The organism is Rhodococcus sp. 2H158, from assembly GCF_053764755.1.
In genome coordinates this window covers 21,780-43,346 of record NZ_JBSNCE010000018.1, presented here as the reverse complement: position 1 = coordinate 43,346, position 21,567 = coordinate 21,780, and the positions used below count along the sequence as shown (strand labels likewise).

General features: G+C 71.0%; 16 protein-coding genes and 1 pseudogene. 13 read left to right on the top strand and 4 right to left on the bottom strand.

Going from position 1 to position 21,567, the window contains the following annotated elements; translation table 11 throughout:
• The first annotated feature begins 9 nt into the window (after positions 1 to 9).
• The 4 genes from ACWPOB_RS18375 to ACWPOB_RS18360 are packed head-to-tail and all read left to right on the top strand — an operon-like array spanning position 10 to position 5,074.
• The gene (locus tag ACWPOB_RS18375; RefSeq protein WP_455401714.1) at positions 10 to 897 is read left to right on the top strand and encodes an XdhC family protein; all 888 of its coding nucleotides are present in this window, start codon (positions 10 to 12) and stop codon (positions 895 to 897) included.
• 25 nt (positions 898 to 922) lie between these two features.
• Positions 923 to 1,792, top strand: a complete 870-nt coding sequence (locus ACWPOB_RS18370) for an AAA family ATPase (RefSeq protein WP_006946617.1) — start codon at positions 923 to 925, stop codon at positions 1,790 to 1,792.
• Positions 1,789 to 3,009 (top strand): vWA domain-containing protein, encoded by a 1,221-nt coding sequence (locus tag ACWPOB_RS18365; RefSeq protein WP_455401713.1) that lies wholly within the window; start codon positions 1,789 to 1,791, stop codon positions 3,007 to 3,009. Before ACWPOB_RS18370 ends, ACWPOB_RS18365 begins: the two co-directional genes overlap by 4 nt.
• Positions 3,010 to 3,040: 31 nt before the next feature.
• Positions 3,041 to 5,074, top strand: a complete 2,034-nt coding sequence (locus tag ACWPOB_RS18360) for a cytochrome c oxidase assembly protein (protein WP_455401712.1) — start codon at positions 3,041 to 3,043, stop codon at positions 5,072 to 5,074.
• Here ACWPOB_RS18360 and ACWPOB_RS18355 read toward each other — a convergent pair.
• Positions 5,071 to 5,904 carry a tryptophan-rich sensory protein gene (locus tag ACWPOB_RS18355; RefSeq protein ID WP_455401711.1) on the bottom strand — a complete coding sequence of 278 codons (834 nt, stop codon included), beginning with the start codon at positions 5,902 to 5,904 and terminating at the stop codon, positions 5,071 to 5,073. The two genes, ACWPOB_RS18360 and ACWPOB_RS18355, sit on opposite strands and share 4 nt — an antisense overlap.
• 98 nt (positions 5,905 to 6,002) lie before the next feature.
• Between ACWPOB_RS18355 and ACWPOB_RS18350 the strand changes: the two genes are divergently transcribed.
• On the top strand, positions 6,003 to 7,130 hold the full coding sequence (locus ACWPOB_RS18350) for an alpha/beta hydrolase family protein (RefSeq protein ID WP_455401710.1): 1,128 nt from the start codon (positions 6,003 to 6,005) through the stop codon (positions 7,128 to 7,130).
• Between the two features lie 151 nt (positions 7,131 to 7,281).
• On the opposite strand, the pseudogene ACWPOB_RS18345 reads toward ACWPOB_RS18350, so the two are convergent.
• Together ACWPOB_RS18345 and ACWPOB_RS18340 are read right to left on the bottom strand one after the other, a co-directional pair.
• Positions 7,282 to 7,443 (bottom strand): annotated as a pseudogene (locus tag ACWPOB_RS18345) (recombinase family protein); the annotation flags it as partial.
• Positions 7,444 to 8,781: 1,338 nt separating this feature from the next.
• The gene (locus ACWPOB_RS18340; RefSeq protein WP_044475834.1) at positions 8,782 to 8,964 is read right to left on the bottom strand and encodes a hypothetical protein; all 183 of its coding nucleotides are present in this window, start codon (positions 8,962 to 8,964) and stop codon (positions 8,782 to 8,784) included.
• A gap of 462 nt (positions 8,965 to 9,426) precedes the next feature.
• Here ACWPOB_RS18340 and ACWPOB_RS18335 point away from each other — a divergent pair, with 462 nt between their 5' ends.
• Positions 9,427 to 9,678, top strand: a complete 252-nt coding sequence (locus ACWPOB_RS18335; RefSeq protein WP_455401709.1) for an LGFP repeat-containing protein — start codon at positions 9,427 to 9,429, stop codon at positions 9,676 to 9,678.
• A gap of 157 nt (positions 9,679 to 9,835) precedes the next feature.
• Here the strand turns inward: ACWPOB_RS18335 and ACWPOB_RS18330 are convergent, their stop codons facing one another.
• On the bottom strand, positions 9,836 to 10,048 hold the full coding sequence (locus ACWPOB_RS18330; RefSeq protein ID WP_455401708.1) for a hypothetical protein: 213 nt from the start codon (positions 10,046 to 10,048) through the stop codon (positions 9,836 to 9,838).
• Between the two features lie 220 nt (positions 10,049 to 10,268).
• On the opposite strand from ACWPOB_RS18330, the gene ACWPOB_RS18325 reads away from it, so the two are divergent.
• The 7 genes from ACWPOB_RS18325 to ACWPOB_RS18295 all read left to right on the top strand — a co-directional run bounded on the left by ACWPOB_RS18325 (position 10,269) and on the right by ACWPOB_RS18295 (position 21,554).
• A complete protein-coding gene (locus ACWPOB_RS18325; protein ID WP_455401707.1) occupies positions 10,269 to 10,907 on the top strand; it encodes a ScbR family autoregulator-binding transcription factor in 639 nt (212 codons plus the stop codon).
• A gap of 201 nt (positions 10,908 to 11,108) precedes the next feature.
• Complete coding sequence (locus tag ACWPOB_RS18320; protein WP_455401706.1) at positions 11,109 to 11,999, top strand: SRPBCC family protein; 891 nt, start codon at positions 11,109 to 11,111, stop codon at positions 11,997 to 11,999.
• 130 nt (positions 12,000 to 12,129) lie between these two features.
• Positions 12,130 to 13,251: a lipase family protein gene (locus ACWPOB_RS18315; protein ID WP_455401705.1), complete on the top strand. Its 1,122-nt coding sequence runs from the start codon at positions 12,130 to 12,132 to the stop codon at positions 13,249 to 13,251.
• A gap of 78 nt (positions 13,252 to 13,329) precedes the next feature.
• Complete coding sequence (locus ACWPOB_RS18310) at positions 13,330 to 14,457, top strand: alpha/beta hydrolase (RefSeq protein ID WP_455401752.1); 1,128 nt, start codon at positions 13,330 to 13,332, stop codon at positions 14,455 to 14,457.
• Between the two features lie 81 nt (positions 14,458 to 14,538).
• Complete coding sequence (ettA, locus tag ACWPOB_RS18305) at positions 14,539 to 16,212, top strand: energy-dependent translational throttle protein EttA (protein ID WP_455401704.1); 1,674 nt, start codon at positions 14,539 to 14,541, stop codon at positions 16,210 to 16,212.
• On the top strand, positions 16,205 to 16,621 hold the full coding sequence (locus tag ACWPOB_RS18300; RefSeq protein WP_455401703.1) for an acyl-CoA thioesterase: 417 nt from the start codon (positions 16,205 to 16,207) through the stop codon (positions 16,619 to 16,621). The genes ettA and ACWPOB_RS18300 overlap by 8 nt, the downstream gene beginning before the upstream one ends.
• Before the next feature lie 109 nt (positions 16,622 to 16,730).
• The gene (locus ACWPOB_RS18295; protein ID WP_455401702.1) at positions 16,731 to 21,554 is read left to right on the top strand and encodes an NAD-glutamate dehydrogenase; all 4,824 of its coding nucleotides are present in this window, start codon (positions 16,731 to 16,733) and stop codon (positions 21,552 to 21,554) included.
• Positions 21,555 to 21,567 lie beyond the last annotated feature (13 nt).

The window sequence follows — 21,567 nt, the reverse complement described above, 5'->3', positions numbered from 1 at the left end:
GAGAGCCACATGGATCTGACGGTGCGCGCCGCGGAACTGACCCGCCGGCGACGGGCGTTCGTCCGCGCCACGGTGGTGCGCGCCCAGCGGCCGACGTCCGCCCGCGCCGGCGACTGCGCGCTGGTGCTCGACGACGGCACGATCGAGGGCTTCGTCGGCGGCCAGTGCACCGAGACCTCGGTGCGCGACGCCGCGCGGCAGGCCCTGAACACGGGGGAGAGCATCCTGCTGCGGGTCCTGCCCGGGGCGACGCAGACCTTCCCGGACACTCCGGGGGCGACCGTCGCGGTCAACCCGTGCCTGTCCGGCGGCGCGACGGAGATCTTCCTCGAGCCGCAACTGCCCACCCCGATCCTCGTCGTCTCCGGGTCGACGCCGGTGGCCGAGGCCGTCGCGGACATCGCCGCGCGGCTCGACTTCGCCGTCACCCGCCCCGGCCCGGGCGCCGCCCCCGACGCCGACGCCACCGCCGTCGTCGTCGCGAGCCTCGGCGGCGAGGAGGCCGGGATGATCCGGGCCGCCCTCGACGCCGGCATCGGCTACGTCGGCCTCGTCGCCAGCCGGCGGCGCGGCGCCGACGTGCTCGCGCAGGCCGAGGTGCGCCCCGACGAACGGGCCCGCGTGCACACCCCCGCGGGTCTCGACATCGGTGCGCGCACCGCCGCGGAGATCGGGCTGTCGATCGTCGCCGAACTGGTGCAGGCGATCCGCCGCGAGAGCCTCGGTGCGCCCGCCGCGCCGGCCGCGCCGCCGCACACCGCGGTGGACCCCGTGTGCGGGATGACGGTCACCGTCACCGCCGACACCCCGCACCTGACCGACGCCGGCACGGACGTGTGGTTCTGCTGCCCGGGCTGCCGCCGCACCTACCAGAAGGAACACGCCGCGTGTTCGTGACGGGACCGGCCCCGGGAGCCGGCCGATGAGCGTGTTCGGCGGCGTCGACGACGTCATCCGCCGGTTCGACGACCAGGACTACCTGCTCGACGAGGGCACCGCCACCGCCCTGTACCTCGCGGTGGAGCTCGGCCGGCCGCTGCTGCTCGAGGGCGAGCCCGGCGTCGGCAAGACCACCGCCGCCAAGGCCCTCGCCGCCGCCGTGGGCACCGAGCTGATCCGGCTGCAGTGCTACGAGGGCCTCGCCGCGAGCGAGGCCCTCTACGACTGGAACTACCAGCGGCAACTGCTCGCGATCCGGCTCGCCGAGACCCGGGGCGAGAGCCTGAGCGAGGCCGACCTCTACACCGAGGAGTTCCTGCTCGAGCGGCCGGTGCTGCGCTGCGTGCGGCACCGCGGGCCCACCGCGCCGGTACTGCTCATCGACGAGATCGACCGGGCCGACGACGAGTTCGAGGCGCTGCTGCTCGAGTTCCTCGGCGAGTTCTCCGTCACGATCCCCGAACTGGGCACCCTCACCGCCGCGCGGCCCCCGATCGTCGTGCTCACCTCCAACCGCAGCCGCGACCTGCACGACGCGCTGCGCCGGCGCTGCCTCTACCACTGGATCGACTACCCGGACCGGGACCGCGCCGTCGCGATCCTGCGCCGCACCGTCCCCGCCGCGAATCTCGCGCTCGTCGAATCGGCCGCCGACTTCGTCGCCTCCGTGCGCCGGCTGGACCTGGACAAGGCGCCGGGCATCGCCGAGACCATCGACTGGGTGTCCGCGCTCGTCGCGCTCGGGGTGGGGGATCTGGTCCACCCGGGCGCGGTGGCGACGCTGACCGCGCTCGCCAAGACCCCCGACGACCGGACCACGATCCGTGCCGAGTACGAGGAGTACCGGGCGTGAGCAACGCGCTGCTGCTGCGCGGCGTCGACCTCGCCGCGTTCACCGTGGCGCTCACCGACCGGTTGCGCCGCGCCGGCGTGCCCGTCGCCGCGACCGCCGCCGGGACCTTGGTGCGGGCGCTGCGGCTGCACCCGCCGCGCACCCGCAGCCGGCTGTACTGGACCGCGCGGGTGGCCCTCGTCGATCGGCAGGACGCGCTCGCGGCGTTCGACGCCGTGTTCGCCGAGGTCTTCGACCACCAGGTGCTCGCCGTCGACCCGCACGCCCGCCGCACCGGCCCCGACGGGGCGGTCGGCGCCGGCGACGCCGTCGTGCAGGGTGCGGCGCCGAGCCCGGCGCCGGCGGCGCCGCAGCCGGGCGTGCCGTGGCACACCCGCAGCCCGCGCCGGTCCGGCGAACCCCCCGAGACGGTCCGGCCCGGGCCGTGGGCCCCGAGCCCCGTCGAGATCCGCGCCGACCAGCCGTTCGCCGACCTGCGGCCCGACGACCTGCGCACCCTGGGGCAGTGGCTCGAGCAGGCCCGGGTGCGCTGGCCGCGGCGCCTCGGCCGCCGCCGCACGCCGCACCACCACGGCCGCCTCGACGTGCGCGCCACCCTCGACGCGTCCCGGCACACCGGGTTCGAACTGGTGCGCCTGCGCCGCGCCCGCCCGATCCGCCGTCCGCGCCGGATCGTGGTGCTGTGCGACGTGAGCCGCTCCATGCACGGCTACGCCGACATCTACCTGCACCTGATGCGGGCCGCGGTGCGCGCCGGCGACGCCGAGGTGTTCGCCTTCTCCACGAGCCTGACCCGGCTCACCGCGACTCTCGCGCACCGCTCCGCCGAGCACGCGGTCGCCCGCGCCAACGACACGGTCGTCGACCGCTACGGCGGCACCCACATCGCCGGCAGCCTCGAGGCGTTGCTCGCCTCCCACCACGGCAACCTGCTGCGCGGCGCCGTCGTGTTCGTCGCCTCCGACGGGTGGGACAGTGACGATCCGCAGGCCCTCGGCCGGGCCGTCGCGCGGGTGCGCCGCCGCGCGCACCGGCTGATCTGGCTGAACCCGCGGGCCGGCCGGCCCGGCTACCGTCCCGAGACCGGACCCATGGCGGCGGCGCTGCCGCATTGCGACGCCCTGCTGGCGGCCGACACCCTCGACGCCCTGCGCGCGGTGTTCGATCTCGATCCGGCCGCCGGACGGGTGGCGCACGTCTCCGACGGCCCGTCGTAGCGGTGCTCGCCGAGGTCCTACCCTGTTAGGTATGGCATCACCCGAGCTCGCGTCGGCCGCGCCGACCTCCTCGCCGCCGGCCGGGCGGCGCAACACGTCGGCACTGTACGTCTTCCTCGGGCTCGTCGCCGCGGTCGTCGCGCCGATCGTGGTCGGCCTGTCCGCCGCGCAGGCGCTGGTCCTGCTGGGCATCCCCGACCCCGGTCCGCTCACCACCTACGGGCTGCCCGCGGTGCGGGCGATCGCGGAGGTCGCGGCCGTCGCCGCGGTCGGTTCGCTGTTCTTCGCCGCGTTCCTGGTGCCGCCGCAGCGCAGCGGGGTGCTCGACGTCGACGGCTACCGGGCCGTGCGCACCGCGGGCGCCGCCGCCCTGATCTGGGCGTTCTGCTCGGCGGTGCTGGTGCCGCTGACCCTGTCCGACACCTCGGGGCAGCCGCTGGCCGAGGCGCTGAAGCCGGAGAACCTGTGGGGCGCGATCGGGCAGATCGACACTGCGCTCGCGTGGGCGTGGACGGCGGCGCTCGCCCTGATCCTGGCGGTGCTGATCCGCGCCGCGGTGCGCTGGTCGTGGGTGCCGTACCTGCTCCTGCTGTCCCTGGTGACGCTGATGCCGCTGGCCCTGACCGGGCACTCGTCGTCGGGCGGATCGCACGACATGGCCACCAACAGCCTCGTGCTGCACCTGGTCGCGGCGGCGGTGTGGGCGGGTGGCCTGTTCGCCCTGCTCGCCCACGGGTGGCGCCGCGGCGCGCACACCGACCTCGCCGCCCGCCGGTTCTCGTTCGTCGCCGGGCTGGCCTTCGCGGTGATGGCCCTGAGCGGCATCGTCAACGCCGCGGTGCGGCTGCCCGCCGACGAGTTGCTCACCAGCACCTATGGCCGGCTCGTCCTGGTCAAGGCGCTGGCGCTGATCGTCCTGGGCGTCCTCGGGTGGATGCAGCGGCGCCGCGCGCTGCCCGCGCTCGAGGCGAACGCCGACGATCGGGGCGCGCTCGTCCGGTTCGCGGCCGTCGAGGCCGTCATCCTGGCCGCCACCGTCGGCCTGGCCGTGGGGCTGGGCCGTACCCCGCCGCCCCCGCCGGCGACGGTGCCGTCGCTGCTCGAGGTGGAGCTGGGCTACAACCTGGACGGCCCCCCGACGGTCGGCACCCTCTTCTTCGGCGCGTGGCGGTTCGACCTGATCTTCGGCACGATCGCCCTGGTTCTCGCGGTCGGCTACGCGATCGGACTGTGGACGCTGCGCCGGCGCGGCGACAGCTGGCCCGTCGGCCGGTCGATCGCCTGGTTCTCCGGCTGCTTCGTGCTGCTGGTCGCCACGTCGTCGGGCGTGGGCATGTACTCGCCGGCGATGTTCAGCGTGCACATGGGCGCCCACATGGCGATGTCGATGCTGGCGCCCGTGCTGCTCGCCCTCGGCGGGGCGATGACCCTGGCGCTGCGGGCCTTCAAACCGGCGGGCCGCGACGGCTACCCCGGCCCGCGTGAATGGCTCCTGGCGTTCCTGCACAGCCCGCCGTCGCGGTTCTTCACCCATCCGGTCGTCGCGTCGGTGATGTTCGTCGGCGGCTTCTACGCGCTGTACCTGGGCGGGATCTTCGAGGCCAACGCCGACAGTCACGCCGCGCACGTGCTGATGAACCTGCACTTCCTGATGAGCGGCTACCTGTTCTACTGGGTCGTGATCGGCGTGGACCCGTCGCCGCGCGACGTGACGCCGGTGACGAAGCTGGCGATGGTGTTCGGCTCGCTGCCGTTCCACGCGTTCTTCGGGGTGACCCTGATGAGCATGGGCTCGGTGATGGCCGAGTCCTACTACCGCGGTCTCGGCCTGGCCTGGAACAGCGACCTGTTCGCCGACCAGAAGGTGGGCGGCAGCATCGCCTGGTCGGCCGGGGAGATCCCGCTGGTGCTGGTGATGCTGGCGCTGCTGGTGCAGTGGTCGCGCAGCGACGAGCGCACCGCGCGACGGGTGGACCGCGCCGCCGAGCGGGACGACGACGCCGATCTCGCCGCCCACAACGCGATGTTCGCCGAGCTGGCGCGGCGGGACCGCGAGGGCCACTAGGGTCGCCGGCGCCGCGCGGTCTCGGTGCGCAGTCGCACGCCCACCGCGGAGAGCAGCGCGACGGCCGCCGCGCCGCCGGCCGCGACGGCGGCCGGGGTGGAGGTGAAGCCGGTGTCGCCGCTGCGGGCCACCGCGATCCACCCCAGCCCCCACGCCATGGCCGCGGCGACGGCGAGCCGCCCGTGCCCGGCGACGGCGAGGAGTACCGACACCGCGGCGACCACGACCAGGACGAGCACCGCCCAGGTGTCGGCGCCCAGCGCGAACGGGTCGACGTCCGCGGCGCGCAGAGCCGCCGCGGTGTTCGCGACCATGGCCACCGCCACCCAGCCCAGGTACACGAACATGGTGCCGTCCACGACGACGGCCTCGACGCGGGACGACGGCGCGGTGCGGGTCAGGCCGAGGAAGATCCGGACCAGCACGGCCAGCAGCGCGACGATGACCGCGACGCTGACCGCGAGCAGTTCGAGCTGCACGACGAGGATCCACGCGGCGTTGAGCAGCATCGACGCGGCGATCCACCGGCCGAGCGCCCGCTGGCGGGGGTCGGCGTGGTGCGCGGGCAGGGCCTGCCACACCGCGAGCGCCAGCAGGCCCAGGTAGATCACCGACCAGATCGAGAACGCCGGACCGCCCGGCGCCACCGCCGTCGCGTCGGCGGACAGCGCCCCACCGGCCACCTCGGAGATCGGTGTGCCCACCACGGCCCCGGATCCCAGGAAGGAGACGGCGACCGCGGTGATCGCCGACACGGCGACGCCCACGACGCGGAGCCGGTCGGCGGAGGTGGCCTGTGGGGCCGTCGAGCTCGCCGGGGAAGTGGTCATTCCCGGAAGATGCCCGGCGCCGCCGTGTCCGAAACGTCCCGTCCGCTCGGGGTCGGCTGTTAACTTGAGCGCCTGTCACCGACGACGGGAGGAACGCCGTGAGGGGTACGGGGTGGCGGCTGCGGGCGCTCGCGTGCATCGGAGCCGTGGCGGCCGGGCTGGTCGTGCCCGCGACGGCCGGCGCGCAACCCGGGCCCGGCACGGTGGTCGCGGTCGAGTCACTGCCCGGCGGGCTGTCGGTGTCGGGGGCGGCCACGGCCGAGCGACTGACCTTCCGCACCCAGTGGCGGTCGGGTGCCGCGACGACTGCCTCGGGTGTCCTGTACCTGCCCCCGGGGCAGGCGCCCGACGGTGGCTGGCCGGTCGTGTCGTGGGCCCACGGCACCGTGGGCGTCGGCGACGACTGCGCCCCCTCGCGTAACCCGCGCACCGACCGCGACCGGGCATACCTCGGACACTGGCTGTCCCGGGGCTACGCCGTGGTCGCCTCCGACTATCCCGGCCTGGGCAGCGACGGGCTCCACACCTACCTCGACGGGCCGAGTGCCGCGAACAGCGTCGTCGACGTCGTCCGGGCCGCCCGCGCCGTCGAGCCGTCGCTGTCGAACCGGTGGATCGTGATCGGCCAGTCGCAGGGCGGCCACGCGGCCCTGCACACCGCGCTCCTGGCGACGTCGCGGGCCCCCGAACTCGACTTCCGCGGCATGATCGCCACCGGCGCGCCGTCGAACCTCGAGACGCTGTTCCCGTTCGGCGGTCCCGGATTCCCGGATCTGGGCCTCGACGGCACCACCGTGTTCCTGTCCTACGTCCTGGCCGGTCTGCGAGTCACGCGGCCCGACGTGGACGTGAACAGCTACCTCACCCCGGTCGGGCGGGACGTCGTCGACGACGCGGAGCGGCTCTGCTACGCCGAACTCAGCGACCGCGTCGACGGCATCGGAGTGGGCGAGATCCTGGCCCGCCCGCTCGGCGACGACCGCATGCGCGCGGCCCTCGCCGACTACATGGGAGTCCCCACCCGTGGGTACGACCGACCGCTGTTCCTCGGCCAGGGCTTGCGCGATCAGGTCGTGCCGGCGCCGCTGTCGTTCAAGCTCGTCGCCGACCTGTGGTCCGGGGGCACGAACGTCGACTACCGCACCTACCCCGACGGGCATTCCGAGACCATGTTCGACGCACTGCCGGCCACCACGCCGTTCGCGGCGACCCTGTTCGGCGGGTAGAGCCGGCTGCTCGGTGCGAGGCCCGGTGATTGTCGAGGCTGGTGCGGGTCGAGGCGTCGGAACCCGCGGGCGCGGCGCCGCACGATGTTCGACCTGCACGAGGCCGGCGCGAAGACTGTGGTCGACGGCGGATCGGCCCAGTCAGCCGAGTCCGGCGACGATGGATGAGGGTGTCGCCTTCTCGGCAGGCGGCGAGGGCTTCGCACAGTCCGGGCCGATGGCGATCGTGTCCGGTGCAGCCCTTGTCGGTGTAGATCCGGTCGTCGGCGGCGCCGAGACGATCGAGGGCTGTGCGCTGCGCCCTGAGGTCCAGCGTCGGGCGTAGCCGATCAGGACTCAGTCCAGAAGGCGACGAAAGTGCTGTTCACGTCAGCTGTACGAGACTGACGTGCAGGACGGCCAACCAGGACGGTTCGCGACCGGACTGTCCAGGACGCGATCGGATGCTGAGTGGGGTGCCGGTGTGCTGTATGCGGATCGTCAAACAGGACTGCTCCAAGAGCTGATTGACTGGAATGCGTGACCGACAGCGAAGGAACGGCGTCAGCGATCCGAACGACTGTGATTCTCGGTGTGGTGGGCTTGGGGTGCGGGTTGGCCGCCGCCGGAATCCACCTGTGGTGGTGGTCCTCCCAACCCAAGATCGACATCGTCTACGACGGTGCGTACGAGCCTTTGCCGGATGTGCCGATGTCTTCGAGGTACACCTCGTGGCCTCTTGAGACACCTGAGGCCGGGCCGTGGCTGTATGTCGCCCTCGTCGTTGTTCCCGCGGTGCTTGGAGTGCTCGCCGGTCTTATCGCTGGGTGGTCCGGGTGGGGATTGGGCCGCCGCAAGCGTTGAAGCGCAAGGAAGATCGTTGAACCGTCGTCTTCAAGACACCTGGTTCCGACCTTGCAATCCTATACCGGAAAATCTATTTCTTGTGAAATTCAGAGATTGATACAGCGCCGGCGCCGCGCTCAGATTCCTAGTTCCAACTTTCCGCAACTCGTTTCCGAGAACCCGCAAGGAGCCGAGGTGTCAGGGACGGGATAAACTGACTTCGCCTTCTGGGTGATTATGGTGAAGTTTGAGTTACAGGATTGAGGAGGCCGCCGAAGAACCTGCTCCCGCAGGCGACAGCTATCGATCATTCTCAGGATGGGGAGCTGGAGGGAGGAAACGAGGGCGAATAGATTCAATTTTGTCCGGTTGATGGTTGCGTGGCCGATCTGATCGGTAGACGAAGGCCTTCTGAGGACGACTCACCCATTCACAAGCCCACACGTTTCCGATACGGTGAACTCCCAGTAATGTACCATCTTCGAGAGTTACTTCTACCGTCACCTCGGGGTCAGCGTTTCCATAGATCACCCACCACGATGGTCCTGGGACATCCCCTGGCGTGTGTTCTTCAATACCGGATGTCGTTTCAGGGGGTAGTGGAGGACGCCACATCGAGCCGACTTCGGCGGGACGTGACTCCAAACCGGGGAGATCTTCTGCTCTGGCAACGCAGGAAAGGCCATCCTCTCGAACCTGGATGATCACTCCCGATCTTTCCAAGACCAAGCGTTCAACGTTCATGTGCACATCCTGTCAAGACAGGGCTATGTCCGGGCCCCTTATGAGAAGGCACGGGACCCGGACGTAGCGAGACGGGCGCAGTTCACCAGTTCCAGCCTGCACCGACGGGGTTTCCAGGCAGCTGCTCGGCGCCTTGGAAACGATAGATGTCGTCCGGGTCGTCTTCGTCGTAGTGCGCGACCGGGCTCCGCACCCAGAAGTACCAGTACCCGGGCCACTCCGAGAACTCCGCGGAGATCTGGAACGCGTAGTTGTGGTCGTCCATTTTCCGGTCTTCCAAAGTGAACTGTGACAGATCGATGGGGTGTACCGTATTGCCGACTATGTGCGGACCGTTGACAAACTGCGGTTGCGTCTTGTGAATCAAGGATCCGCCATTTTCGACACCGACTGCACCATTTTGCAGCGCTCCGCTGAAGACCACGCGCGAAAGCACGGCGTCGTGAGACGTAAGATACGCGTTGCGGATACTCGTATACGGTCCGGCAAGTTGCCATTCGACATATCCGGTGCCCTGGCCGATAATCTGATCGTCGGCGCCGAATATTACATCGACTTCGTAGTCCGCTCTGAAATCGTCATATTGGCGCCAGCAGCCTCCGAAGCTCGGATCGCAGTACTCGGATACTGCTGTTGCACGGGCCTGAGGGTCGGGTGCGGCAGAGGGAACACGGGGCGACTGCTGGCAGGCTCATGCGTCAACTCTGGATGCGATCGGAAGACTGCATTGGCTCTGCCCTGCCCCGCGGCGGCCGGGGCGCAGCCGGCGCCGGTGGTGGCGGGCTGCCAGTCGTACTGGCCGTCGCCGTACCCGGTGGGCGACGACATCAACGACCTGTACACCTCACTGGGTGGGCCGGCCGGGCCGCTGGGGTTGCCGACGTCGGCGCAGCAGCCGTACGGGACCGACGGGCTGCGGCAGACCTTCACCGGCGGGGCGATCGTGTGGACCCCGGCCACCGGCGCCTACCTCGAATAACCCCCGGTCGAACAGCCCCTGCCCGCTGGCCGGCCGGCGGGCAGGGGTGACAGTTCGAACCGGGTGACGTCGTCGATACGAGCCAGGTGCGCCGGGTCAACGCTGGGGGCGCCGGCGGCCGGCAGCACCGCGGCGCGGGCGGTATCCGCGACCGGGCTCACCTCGCCGACGGTGTCGGTGGCGTGATCGCGCATCCGCCCGCAGCGGTCGACATCGACGCCCCCAGTGCCCGTTCGTGCCCGTCGACGACCAGTGCGGTCCGCACGAAGTCCGCAGCGCGTGACCGGCCCAACTGTGCCAGCCGCCAACCCAGCAGGCCCAGTTCGGCGAAGGGATAGTGGCCGAGGAACCGGTACCGACGCGAGTCCACGACCCCAGAGAATGCCCGACGGCACCGACACCCACCCATCCGTCCACGCGGAGGGGCGGACGGACCCGCCCGATTTAGGATCCCGGTGCCGGCTCTCGGGGCAGGAAAGGGGGCGCTGTCCCGGTGCCCGTAGGCTGTCCGGCGATCGAACCCGGGGGATATCGATGCCGGGGCCGGTAGGGAACGGCCCCGCGGGCGAGTACGGGCAAGGAGGGATGGGGTGGCCACACAGCGCCGAGGCCGGGTCACCCGGTTCCACTTCGTCACCGTCGCGGCCGAGTTGTTCGCCGCCGCCGGGTATCACGGGGTCAGCACAGGCGAGATCGTCGCCGCGGCCGGCTCGAACAAGGGCGCGCTGTACTACCACTTCCGCTCCAAGGACGACCTGGTCGCGGCGATCATCGACGAACAGCACCGCCGCTCGATCGTTCTCGTCCAGCGCGTCACCGCCACCGACACCCCGCCGCTCGAGCAGATCGTCATGCTCAGCCATGCCCTGGCCGACCTGCTACAGGAGAGCGCGCTCGTGCGGGCCGGGCTGCGCCTGTCCACCGAACTCGCCGATCGCACCCCCATCCACCCGTATCAGGACTGGATCACCGCCTGCCGGGTGCTGGTCGACCGCGCCGCCGACGACGGCGATCTGCGCCCGGGCCTGGATCTGGATGCGGTGGCCCGGTTCGTGATCGGGGCGTTCACCGGCATCCAACAGCTGTCCGGGCTGCTCACCGACCGCCCCGACCTGCCTCGGCGGATCGACGAGCTGTGGGGCTTGTTGGTGCCGACCCTCGTTGCCGACCCCGACCGGCGTGACGCGGTGCGCCGCGCTCGCTGGGCACCCCCGATCCCCGTCGCCTGAACCGGTCCATCGGCCGAAGTCCACGTCGACGATCGTCAACCAGCACAGCCGCGCCGTCGGCAGCCTGGGCCCGCGGAGCGGTGACCTCGAGAACCTTGACCGACCGATCCCACGTTCCGGGTGGCCGGCGGAGCGTAGCGTGCGAAACGTGTGATCCAGCGGCGGTAGATCGGCGAGAGTAGGACGGAAGGGATCGGACCGATGGCGAAGATGAGCCGCACCACCACGATCGAGGCGCCCGTGGCGGAGGTGTTCGAGTTCGCGAAGGACGTCGGGAAGTTGTGGGTCTGCTTTCCCGACTGCGCGGTGAGGGAGGTCGAACTCACCCCGGAGGGGGTCGGGACGAGTGCCGAGTGGTTCGAGAAGCTGCTGGGCCTGCACCTGAAAGGGCGCGTGGAGTACACCGAGGTCGTCCCCGGCGAGCGCATCGTGGCCCGATCCAGCATGGGCCCGGTCTGGACCTTCACGTTCGCGCCGCAGGACGGCGCGACGAGCCTGACCCTGACCTGTGAATGGACGCTCGACGTGCCGGTCGTCGGGGTGCCCGTCGAGGAGTTGATGTTCAAGCTGAGCGGGGGTGACATCGAGCGGATGCTCGCCACCGTGAAGGCACGGGTGGAAGATGCCCGGGCGCAGGCGGCGCCGCCGAGCTCGCATGCGGCGCAGAGCATCACGATCGATGCCCCCGTCGAGAAGGTGTTCGGGTTCGCGCGCGACATCGGGAAGCTGTGGTCCGCTCATCCGAACATGGCGGTCCGGGAGGTCCGGTCGACCCCGGACGGTGTCGGGTCGAGCGCCCAGTGGTTCGCAGGACTCCGGGGCCTGCATTTCGAGGGTCACGTCGAGTACGTCGAGGTCGTCCCCGACGAACGCATCGTCGTCCGGTCGACGCCCGGGGCGGGCATCGAGTTCCTGTGGACGTTCACGTTCGCGCCCGCGGACGGCGGCACCGAGGTGAAGCTGGTAGGGACCTCGCACGTCGCCGTCCTCGTCGCCGACGTCTCCCTCGGGGATCATCTCCCGAAATGGACCGAGAGCAGCATGCAGCAGATGCTGGCCCATCTGAAGACCCGGATCGAGCGTGCGGGCTGACCCGAGCCGGACGCGCCAGGTGCCGAATCGCACCGTCGCAGCGGCCGGCACGCCGTCCCCGACCGCGCGTCCTCGACGCGGAAAGACCCGAGGAGATCCGTGGACGAGGCGAGTCCGTCGTGGGACAGGGATGCGCCGGGCGCTGGGGGCGGCCTGCGCCTCGTTGACCGCGTTGTTCCCGGCCGGGCTGTGCCCGGCCGTCGCGGTCGCCGAACCCGCGCCCGGCGCGGTGATGTCGGTGGAACCGTTGCCGGCCGAGCTCTCCGTGCCCGGTGCCGCGGTCGCCGAGCGGCTCACCTACCGGACCCAGTGGCGGTCCGGCGCCACCGCCGTCGACACCGGGGTGCTGTTCCTGCCGCCGGGCGAAGCACCCGACGGCGGCTGGCCGGTCGTGTCGTGGGCGCACGGCACCGTCGGCATCGGCGACGACTGTGCGCCGTCGCGCAACCGGCGCATCGACCGGGAGCGGCGGTATCTCGCGCACTGGCTGTCGCAGGGCTACGCGGTGGTGGCCGCCGACTATCCCGGCCTCGGTACCGAGGGCCTGCACACGTATCTCGACGGACCCACCGCCGCGAACAGCATCGTCGACGTCGTCCGCGCCGCCCGGGCTGTCGAACCCTCGCTGTCGCAGCGGTGGGTGGTCGTCGGCCAGTCGCAGGGCGGGCACGCGGCGCTGCACGCCGCGCACCGGGCCACGGCGCGCGCGCCGGAGCTCGACTTCCGCGGCGCGGTCGCCACCGGTGCGCCGTCCAACCTCGAGCTGCTGTTCCCATTCGGGGTGCCCGGCTTCCCCGACCTCGACCTCGACGGGCTCGCCTCCTTCAGCGCCTACATCATGGCCGGGCTGCGGGCGGCACGCCCCGATCTCGACGTGAACAGCTACCTCACGCCCGTCGGACGCGATCTCGTCGACGCCGCCGAGCACCTCTGCTACGGGGATCTCGAGGACCGCGCCGCCGACGTGGATGTGGGGCAGTTGCTGTCACGGACGCTGGGTGACGACCGGATGCGGGCCGCGCTCGCCGACTACCTCGGTGTCCCGACCCGCGGTTACGACCGGCCGCTGTTCGTCGGCCAGGGATTGCGGGACCGGATGGTTCCCGCGCCGCTGTCGTTCAAGCTCGTCGCCGACCTGTGGGCCGGTGGCGCCGACGTCGACTACCGCACCTATCCGGACGACCACTTCGCCACCCTCTTCGACGCGCTCCCGGACACGACACCGTTCGTGGCCGCCCGATTCGTCCGGTAACGCGGGACGGCCGGCGACCGACGTGCGAGGTGGCGCATGCCGACGATCGGCACGCCCCTCGGACGAGCGGAGTACTTCATGGGCCGGAACAGACGGTGGCGGCGGGCGTTGGGTGCGGTCGGCGCGGTGCTGGCGGGCGTGCTCGCCCCGTCCGTCGCGGCCGCCGACCCCGCGCCGGGCGCGATCGTGTCGGTCGAGCCGCTGCCGGCCGAGCTGTCGGTGCCGGGTGCCGCGGTCGCCGAAAGGCTCACCTACCGCACCGAGTGGCGCTCCGGCGCGCCGACCGTGGGCACCGGGGTGCTGTTCCTGCCTCCGGGTCCGGCCCCGGAGGGCGGCCGGCCGGTGATCTCCTACGCCCACGGCACCGTGGGTATCGGCGACGACTGCGCGCCGTCGCGGAATCCGCGCGCCGACGTCGAGCGCCCGTACCTCGAACACTGGCTCGCCCAGGGCTACGCCGTCGTGGCGGCCGACTTCCCGGGCCTGGGCACCGACGGCGTCCACACCTACCTCGACGGCCAGAGCGCCGCCAACAGCGTCGTCGACATCGTGCGCGCGGGCCGTGCCGCCGAGCCGTCGCTGTCGCCGCGGTGGGTCGTCGTCGGTCAGTCCCAGGGCGGGCACGCGGCGCTGCACACCGCGCACCGGGCCTCGTCGCGGGCCCCGGAACTCGACTTCCGCGGCACGGTCACCACCGGGGCGCCGTCCAACCTCGAGCAACTGTTTCCCATGGGCGGACCCGGATTCCCGGATCCGGGCTTCGAAGGTCTGGTCGCCTTCAGCTCGTACATCTTCGCCGGACTCCGCGCCGCCCAGCCCGACCTGGACGTGAACAGCTACCTGACCCCGACCGGGCGGAAGTTCGTCGACGCGGCCGAGCAGCTCTGCTACAACGAGCTGAACGCGCTCGCCGACGGGGTCCGGGTGGGCGAGCTGGCGGCGCTGCCGCTGTCCGCGGGCCGGTTCCCCGCCGTGTTCGCCGACTACCTCGGCGTCCCGGCGAGCGGGTACGACCGGCCGATGTTCCTCGCCCAGGGCATCCACGACACGATGGTTCCGGCGCCGCTGTCGGCCAAGCTCGCAGCCGACCTGCGGGCGGGGGGCGCCGACGCCGACTACCGGGTGTACGTGGCCGGGCACAACACGACCATGACCCGGTCCCTGCCCGACACCACCCCATTTGTGGCGCGGCTGTTCGGGTCGTAGCCGGCCCGCTCCCGGGTCCCGCCGGGCGGGCCCGGTCGTCCGGGATGTGGGTTCTGCGGGTCCGCCCGATACGCTGGACCTATGGCGGAGTTCATTTACACGATGAAGAAGGTGCGCAAGGCGCACGGTGACAAGGTCATTCTCGACGACGTCACCATGAGCTTCTACCCGGGTGCCAAGATCGGTGTGGTCGGACCGAACGGCGCGGGCAAGTCGTCCATCCTCAAGATCATGGCCGGGTTGGACCAGCCCAGCAACGGCGAGGCCTTCCTCGACCCGGAAGCCTCCGTCGGCATCCTGCTGCAGGAACCGCCGCTCAACGAGGAGAAGACCGTCCGCGGCAACGTGGAGGAGGGTCTCGGCGAGATCAAGGTCAAGCTCGACCGGTTCAACGAGATCGCCGAGCTGATGGCGACCGACTACTCCGACGAGCTGATGGAGGAGATGGGCAAGCTCCAGGAGGATCTCGACCACGCCAACGCCTGGGACATCGACTCGCAGCTCGAGCAGGCCATGGATGCCCTGCGCTGCCCGCCGCCGGACGAGCCGGTCACCCACCTCTCCGGCGGTGAGCGCCGCCGCGTCGCCCTGTGCAAGCTGCTGCTGAGCAAGCCCGACCTGTTGCTGCTCGACGAGCCCACCAACCACCTCGACGCCGAGTCGGTGCTGTGGCTCGAGCAGTTCCTCGCGAGCTACCCGGGCGCCGTCCTCGCCGTCACCCACGACCGGTACTTCCTCGACCACGTCGCGCAGTGGATCTGCGAGGTCGACCGCGGCAAGTTGCACCCGTACGAGGGCAACTACTCCACCTACCTGGAGAAGAAGGCCGAGCGCCTCGAGGTGCAGGGCAAGAAGGACCAGAAGCTGCAGAAGCGCCTCCGGGAGGAGCTCGAGTGGGTCCGGTCCGGCGCCAAGGCGCGCCAGACCAAGAGCAAGGCCCGTCTGGCCCGCTACGAGGAGATGGCCGCCGAGGCCGAAAAGTTCCGCAAGCTGGACTTCGAGGAGATCCAGATCCCGACACCGCCGCGCCTGGGCGACGTCGTGGTCGAGGTCGACCACCTCGACAAGGGGTTCGAAGGCCGCGTGCTGATCAAGGACCTGTCGTTCACGCTGCCGCGCAACGGCATCGTCGGCGTGATCGGTCCCAACGGCGTCGGCAAGACCACCCTGTTCAAGACCATCGTCGGCCTCGAGAAGCCCGACTCGGGCACCGTGAAGGTCGGCGACACCGTCAAGCTGAGCTACGTCGACCAGTCCCGCGCGAACATCGACCCCAACAAGACGGTGTGGGAGGTGGTTTCGGACGGACTCGACTACATCGAGGTCGGCCAGAACGAGATGCCCTCGCGCGCGTATGTCAGCGCCTTCGGGTTCAAGGGACCGGACCAGCAGAAGAAGGCCGAGGTGCTCTCCGGTGGTGAGCGCAACCGCCTGAACCTGGCACTGACCCTCAAGGAGGGCGGCAACCTGATCCTGCTCGACGAGCCGACCAACGACCTCGACGTCGAAACCCTGAGCTCGCTCGAGAACGCGCTGCAGAACTTCCCCGGCTGTGCCGTCGTGATCTCCCACGACCGCTGGTTCCTCGACCGCACCTGCACCCACATCCTCGCGTGGGAAGGCAACGTCGAGGAGGGCAAGTGGTTCTGGTTCGAGGGCAACTTCGAGTCGTACGAGGCCAACAAGGTCGAGCGGCTCGGGGCGGAGGCGGCGCGTCCGCACCGCGTCACCCACCGGAAGCTCACCCGTGACTGAGCCGGGGCAGAAGACCTTCACCTGCACGCTGGAGGTCCGCTGGGCCGACTCCGACCGTCTCGGGCACGTCAACAACACGAAGTTCGTGGAGTACATGCAGGAAGCCCGGATCAAGTTCCTGCAGAGCGGCCCGTTCGCGCGCGGCGCCGTGGTGGTGCGGAAGATGGACGTGGAGTTCCTGCGCCCGCTCAAGGACGACTCCGGCCCGATCACCGTCGCCATCTCGGTCCTGCACGTGGGCAACAGCTCGTACACCCTGCGGCACGTGATCACGGACGTGCAGGGTAATGTGTGCGGTTCCGGGGACGCGGTCCTCGTCGGGTTCGACCCGCGCACGGAGTCCTCCCGGCCGCTGTCCGCCGAGGAGCGGGCGGTCCTCGAGGAATACGTCGCCGCCACAGTCGGCTGACCGCCCCGGCCCGGGATTCCCCCCTCACACCCAGCGCCGCGGATAGGCTCGAACCAGAGCCTGTCCGCGGCGCTGCCGGTTTCCGGCGGCGAATGAGGGAGTGAGCACCATGGCCGAGTCCGCCACACCCCAGGGGGTTTCGTCGAACCGGCGCGGTGAGCTTTCGGCGGCCGCGCTCGAGGACGTCTACCGCCGCTACGCGGACACCCTCGACGCCCCCGATCGGGCCCTGTCCGCCCACCTGGACCTCGGCCGCGAGCGGAGTACCGACGCCGTCCTGACCCGCGTCTACCGGCCCGGCGATCGGTGGGGCGTCGGCGCCGCCCTGCAGATCGTCACCGACGACATGCCGCTGCTCGTCGAATCCGTCATCGCGCTGCTGACCCGGCTCGGCGTCGCCCTCCGCGAACTCGTCCATCCCGTCGTGTCCGTCCGGCGCGACGAGGACGGCCGCCTGCTCGAGATGATGGCCGACACCACGCCCCCGCACGGATTCGTCGCGGAGTCGTGGATTCACGTTCAGCTGCACCCGGCCACCTCCGAGGCCACCCTCGACACCGTCGGCACCGAGATCGGCGGTGTGCTCGCCGATGTGCGGCAGGTCGGGGCCGACACCGCGGCGATGCTCGCCCGCGAACGCGATCTCGCCGTCGAACTCGACGCGCTCGCCGAGAACCCGCCGCCGCGGCACGCCGCGGAGGATCTGCGGGAGACGTCGGCGCTGCTGCGCTGGCTCGCGCGTGGCAACTACACCGTCCTCGGTTACCGGCGCTACGACATCGTCGCCGACGCCTCCGGGACACGGCACGCCCGCGCAGTGCCCGGCAGCGGTCTCGGGGTGCTGCGCTCCGACCTCGCCGCCGACGACGTGATCGACATGTCGGCGACCGTCGAGGCCGCCGACCGGCCGCTGCTGGTGCTCACCCAGGCGTCCCTGCCTGCCACGGTGCACCGCTCGGTGTACCCGTACTTCGTGGGCGTCGCCGTCCTCGGCCCCGACGGTCGCGTCGTCGGCGAGCACCGGTTCCTCGGTGTGCTGGCCGTGACCGCGCTGCACGAGAACGTGCTCGACATTCCCGTGCTGGCGCGCCGGGTCCGGGAGGTGGTGGCCCGCGCCGGCGTGGAACTGTCGTCCTTCACCGGACAGGCGATGCTCGAGGTGCTGCAGGCGCTGCCCCGGGTGGAACTGTTCTCCGCCGACACCGACACCCTCTACGAGACCGTCACCGCGGTGGTCGCGATGCGCCGGCAACTGCGGCTGTTCCTGCGGGTCGACCCCTACGGCCGCTTCGTCTCGTGCCTGATCTACCTGCCCCGCGACCGCTACAACACGCGGGTCCGGGTCGCGATGCAGCAGATCCTGATGCACGAGTACGGCGGGGGTTCCATCCACTACACCGCCCGGGTCACGGAGGGCGACCTGGCGCTGCTGCACGTGACCATCCGGACCCCGCCGGGACAGGCCCTGCCGCGGATCGACACCTCCGAGGAGAATCGGCTGCGCATCCAGGCTCTGCTCACCGAGGCCAGTCGCAGCTGGGACGACCACCTCGCCGACCTGGCCGCCACCGACCACACCGTCGATCCCGTGCTGGTGCAGCGCTACGCGGAGGCGCTCCCCGACGGTTACAAGGAGGACTTCGACGCCGTCCGGGCGCTGGCCGACATCGCCCGCCTCGAGGCACTGCGCGACGGCAGCATCGACCTGCTGCTGTACCGGCCCCCCGGCGCCGACCCGCGCCGGTGGCGCTTCACGCTCTACATCGGCAGCGAGGGCATCACCCTCAGCCAGGTGCTGCCGGTGCTGCAGAGCCTCGGCGTCGAGGTGCTCGACGAGCGCCCGTACCAGATCATCCGCGCCGACCGGATGAGCTGCTGGATCTACGATTTCGGCCTGGTCCTGCCCGTCGACGTCGAACCCGACCCGAAGGTGACCACCCGCGTCACCGCGGCGTTCGCCGCCGTGTGGCACGGGCTGTCGGAGCCGGACCGGTTCAACGAACTGGTCCTGCGGGCCGGGCTGGGCTGGCGGCAGGCCATGATGCTGCGCGCCTACGCGAAGTACCTGCGGCAGGCCGGTTTCCCCTACAGTCAGTACCACATCGAAGGCGTGCTGCTCGCCGACCCGGACACCAGCGCGCTGCTCGCCGAACTGTTCGAGGCAATGTTCGACCCCGACGAGGCGTCCGCCGACCGCGAGCAGGACGCCGCCGCCGAACTGGTCGGCCGGATCGACGCCGTCGTCAGCCTCGACGCCGACCGGATCCTGCGCGGTCTCTTCGGCCTCATCCGGGCGACGTTGCGCACCAACTACTTCGTGTCCGGCGACGGCGGGGCCGTCCCGCTCTCGCGCGCCGACGCCGCGCCCGCCCGGGTCCTGTCGTTCAAGCTCGACCCGACCCGCATCAACGAACTGCCCCAGCCGCGACCGAAGTTCGAGGTTTTCGTCTACGCACCCGACGTCGAGGGTGTGCACATGCGCTTCGGCTCCGTTGCCCGCGGCGGCCTGCGCTGGTCGGACCGGCGCGAGGACTTCCGCACCGAGATCCTCGGGCTCGCCAAGGCGCAGGCCGTGAAGAACGCCGTCATCGTCCCCGTCGGTGCCAAGGGGGGCTTCGTGGTCAAGCGCCCCGTCGCGCCGACCGGGGACGCGGCCGCCGACCGGCAGGCGGTGCGCGCGCAGGGGGAGGCCTGCTACCGGCGGTTCATCGCGGGCCTGCTCGACGTCACCGACAACCTCGACCGCGCCCGCGGCGTGGCCGTGCCGCCACCGCGGGTGGTCCGCCGCGACGGGGACGACACGTACCTCGTGGTCGCCGCGGACAAGGGCACCGCCACCTTCTCCGACCTGGCCAACGAGGTCGCCCGCGAGTACGGGTTCTGGCTCGGCGACGCCTTCGCCTCCGGCGGATCGGCCGGCTACGACCACAAGGCGATGGGCATCACCGCGCGCGGCGCGTGGGAGAGCGTCAAGCGGCACTTCCGCGAACTGGGCGTCGACACGCAGAACGAGGACTTCACGGTCGCCGGCATCGGCGACATGAGCGGCGACGTGTTCGGCAACGGCATGCTGCTGAGCACCCACATCCGGTTGGTGGCCGCGTTCGACCACCGGCATATCTTCCTCGACCCCCACCCGGAGCCCGCCGCCTCGTACGCCGAGCGGCGCCGCCTGTACGACCTGCCCCGCTCGTCGTGGGCCGACTACGACGCGGACCTGATCAGCACCGGTGGCGGGGTGTGGGAGCGCTCGCTCAAGTCCGTCCCGCTCAGCCCCCAGGCCCGTAGCGTGCTCGGCCTCGACGACGACGTCACCGAGCTCTCGCCACCCGAACTGATCCGCGCCATCCTGCGCGCGCCGGTGGACCTGCTGTGGAACGGGGGGATCGGCACCTACATCAAGGCCGCCACCGAAACCGACGCAGACGTCGGCGACAAGGGCAACGACGCGGTCCGCGTCGACGGCGCCACCGTCCGCGCCCGGGTGGTCGGGGAGGGCGGCAACCTCGGCGTCACCCAGCGCGGCCGCATCGAGTACGCCCGAGCCGGCGGCAAGATCAACACCGACGCAATCGACAACTCCGCCGGTGTCGACTGTTCCGACCACGAGGTCAACATCAAGATCCTGCTCGACTCGATGGTCACCGCCGGCGCCCTCGCGTCCACCGACCGCAACCCGCTGCTCGAATCCATGACCGAGGAGGTCGGGCGAATCGTTCTGAAGGACAACATGTCCCAGAACAACCTGCTCGGCTACTCCCGCACCGGCGCGCCCACGATGCTCGGGGTGCACCAGCGGCTGATCGCCGACCTCGTCGCCGAACGCGGGCTCGACCGTTCCCTCGAGGCGCTGCCCGGCGACGCCGAGATCGAGCGGCGCCGCCTCGAAGGGGAGGGACTCACCTCCCCGGAGCTGTCCACCCTGCTCGCCCACGTCAAGCTCGCCCTCGCCGACGACCTGCTCGACACCGACCTGCCCGACAGCGACACCTTCGCCGGCCGGCTGCCCGGCTACTTCCCGCGGCAACTGCGCGACCCCTTCCGCACCGGCATCAAGTCCCACCCGCTGCGCCGGCAGATCGTCGCGACGATCCTCGCCAACGAGACCGTCGACAACGGCGGGATCACCTACGTCTACCGGCTCTCGGAGGAGGCCGGCGCCTCGAGCACCGACGCCATCCGCGCCTACGCTGCCGTCACCGAGATCTTCGGCCTGCCCGGCCTGTGGGCGCGCATCCGCTCGGCCGACACGACCGCGGCCGTCGCCGACGACCTGCTGCTCGAATCGCACCGCGTCCTCGACCGGGCGTCGCGGTGGCTGCTGTCGAACCGGCCGCAACCCCTGGCCGTCGGTGCCGAGATCAGCCGGTACCGCGCGATGTTCGCGCGTCTCGCGCCGCGCGTGGAGGAGTGGATGCAGGGCCACCACGTACAGGACCTGAAGGAACGCGCCGAGCCGCTGCTCGCGCGCGGCGCCCCGGAGGAGCTGACGTGGGACGTGTTCCGCCTCCTCGACCAGTTCCCGCTGCTGGACGTCATCGACATCGCCGACATCGCCGAACGCGACGAGGCCGAGGTCGCCGAGCTGTACTACGCGATGGACGCGCACATGGGGATCGACTGGCTGCTGTCTGCGGTCACGGCCCTCGAGCGCGGCGACCGGTGGCACTCGCTGGCCCGGCTCGCCCTGCGCGACGAACTGTACGGTTCGCTGCGCACGCTCACCCTCGACGTGCTCGGCACCGCCGAACCCGGCGAGAGCACCCGCGAGATGATCGAGGACTGGGAGCTGACCAACGGCTCGCGGCTCGGGCGGGCGAGGTCGGCGCTCGAGGAGATCTTCCTGTCTGGAAATCTGGACCTTGCGACGCTCTCCGTGGCGGCGCGTCAGGTCAGGAGCATGGTGCGCGCCGGCGCACCCGACAGGAGGTAGGCAGTTGAAGCAC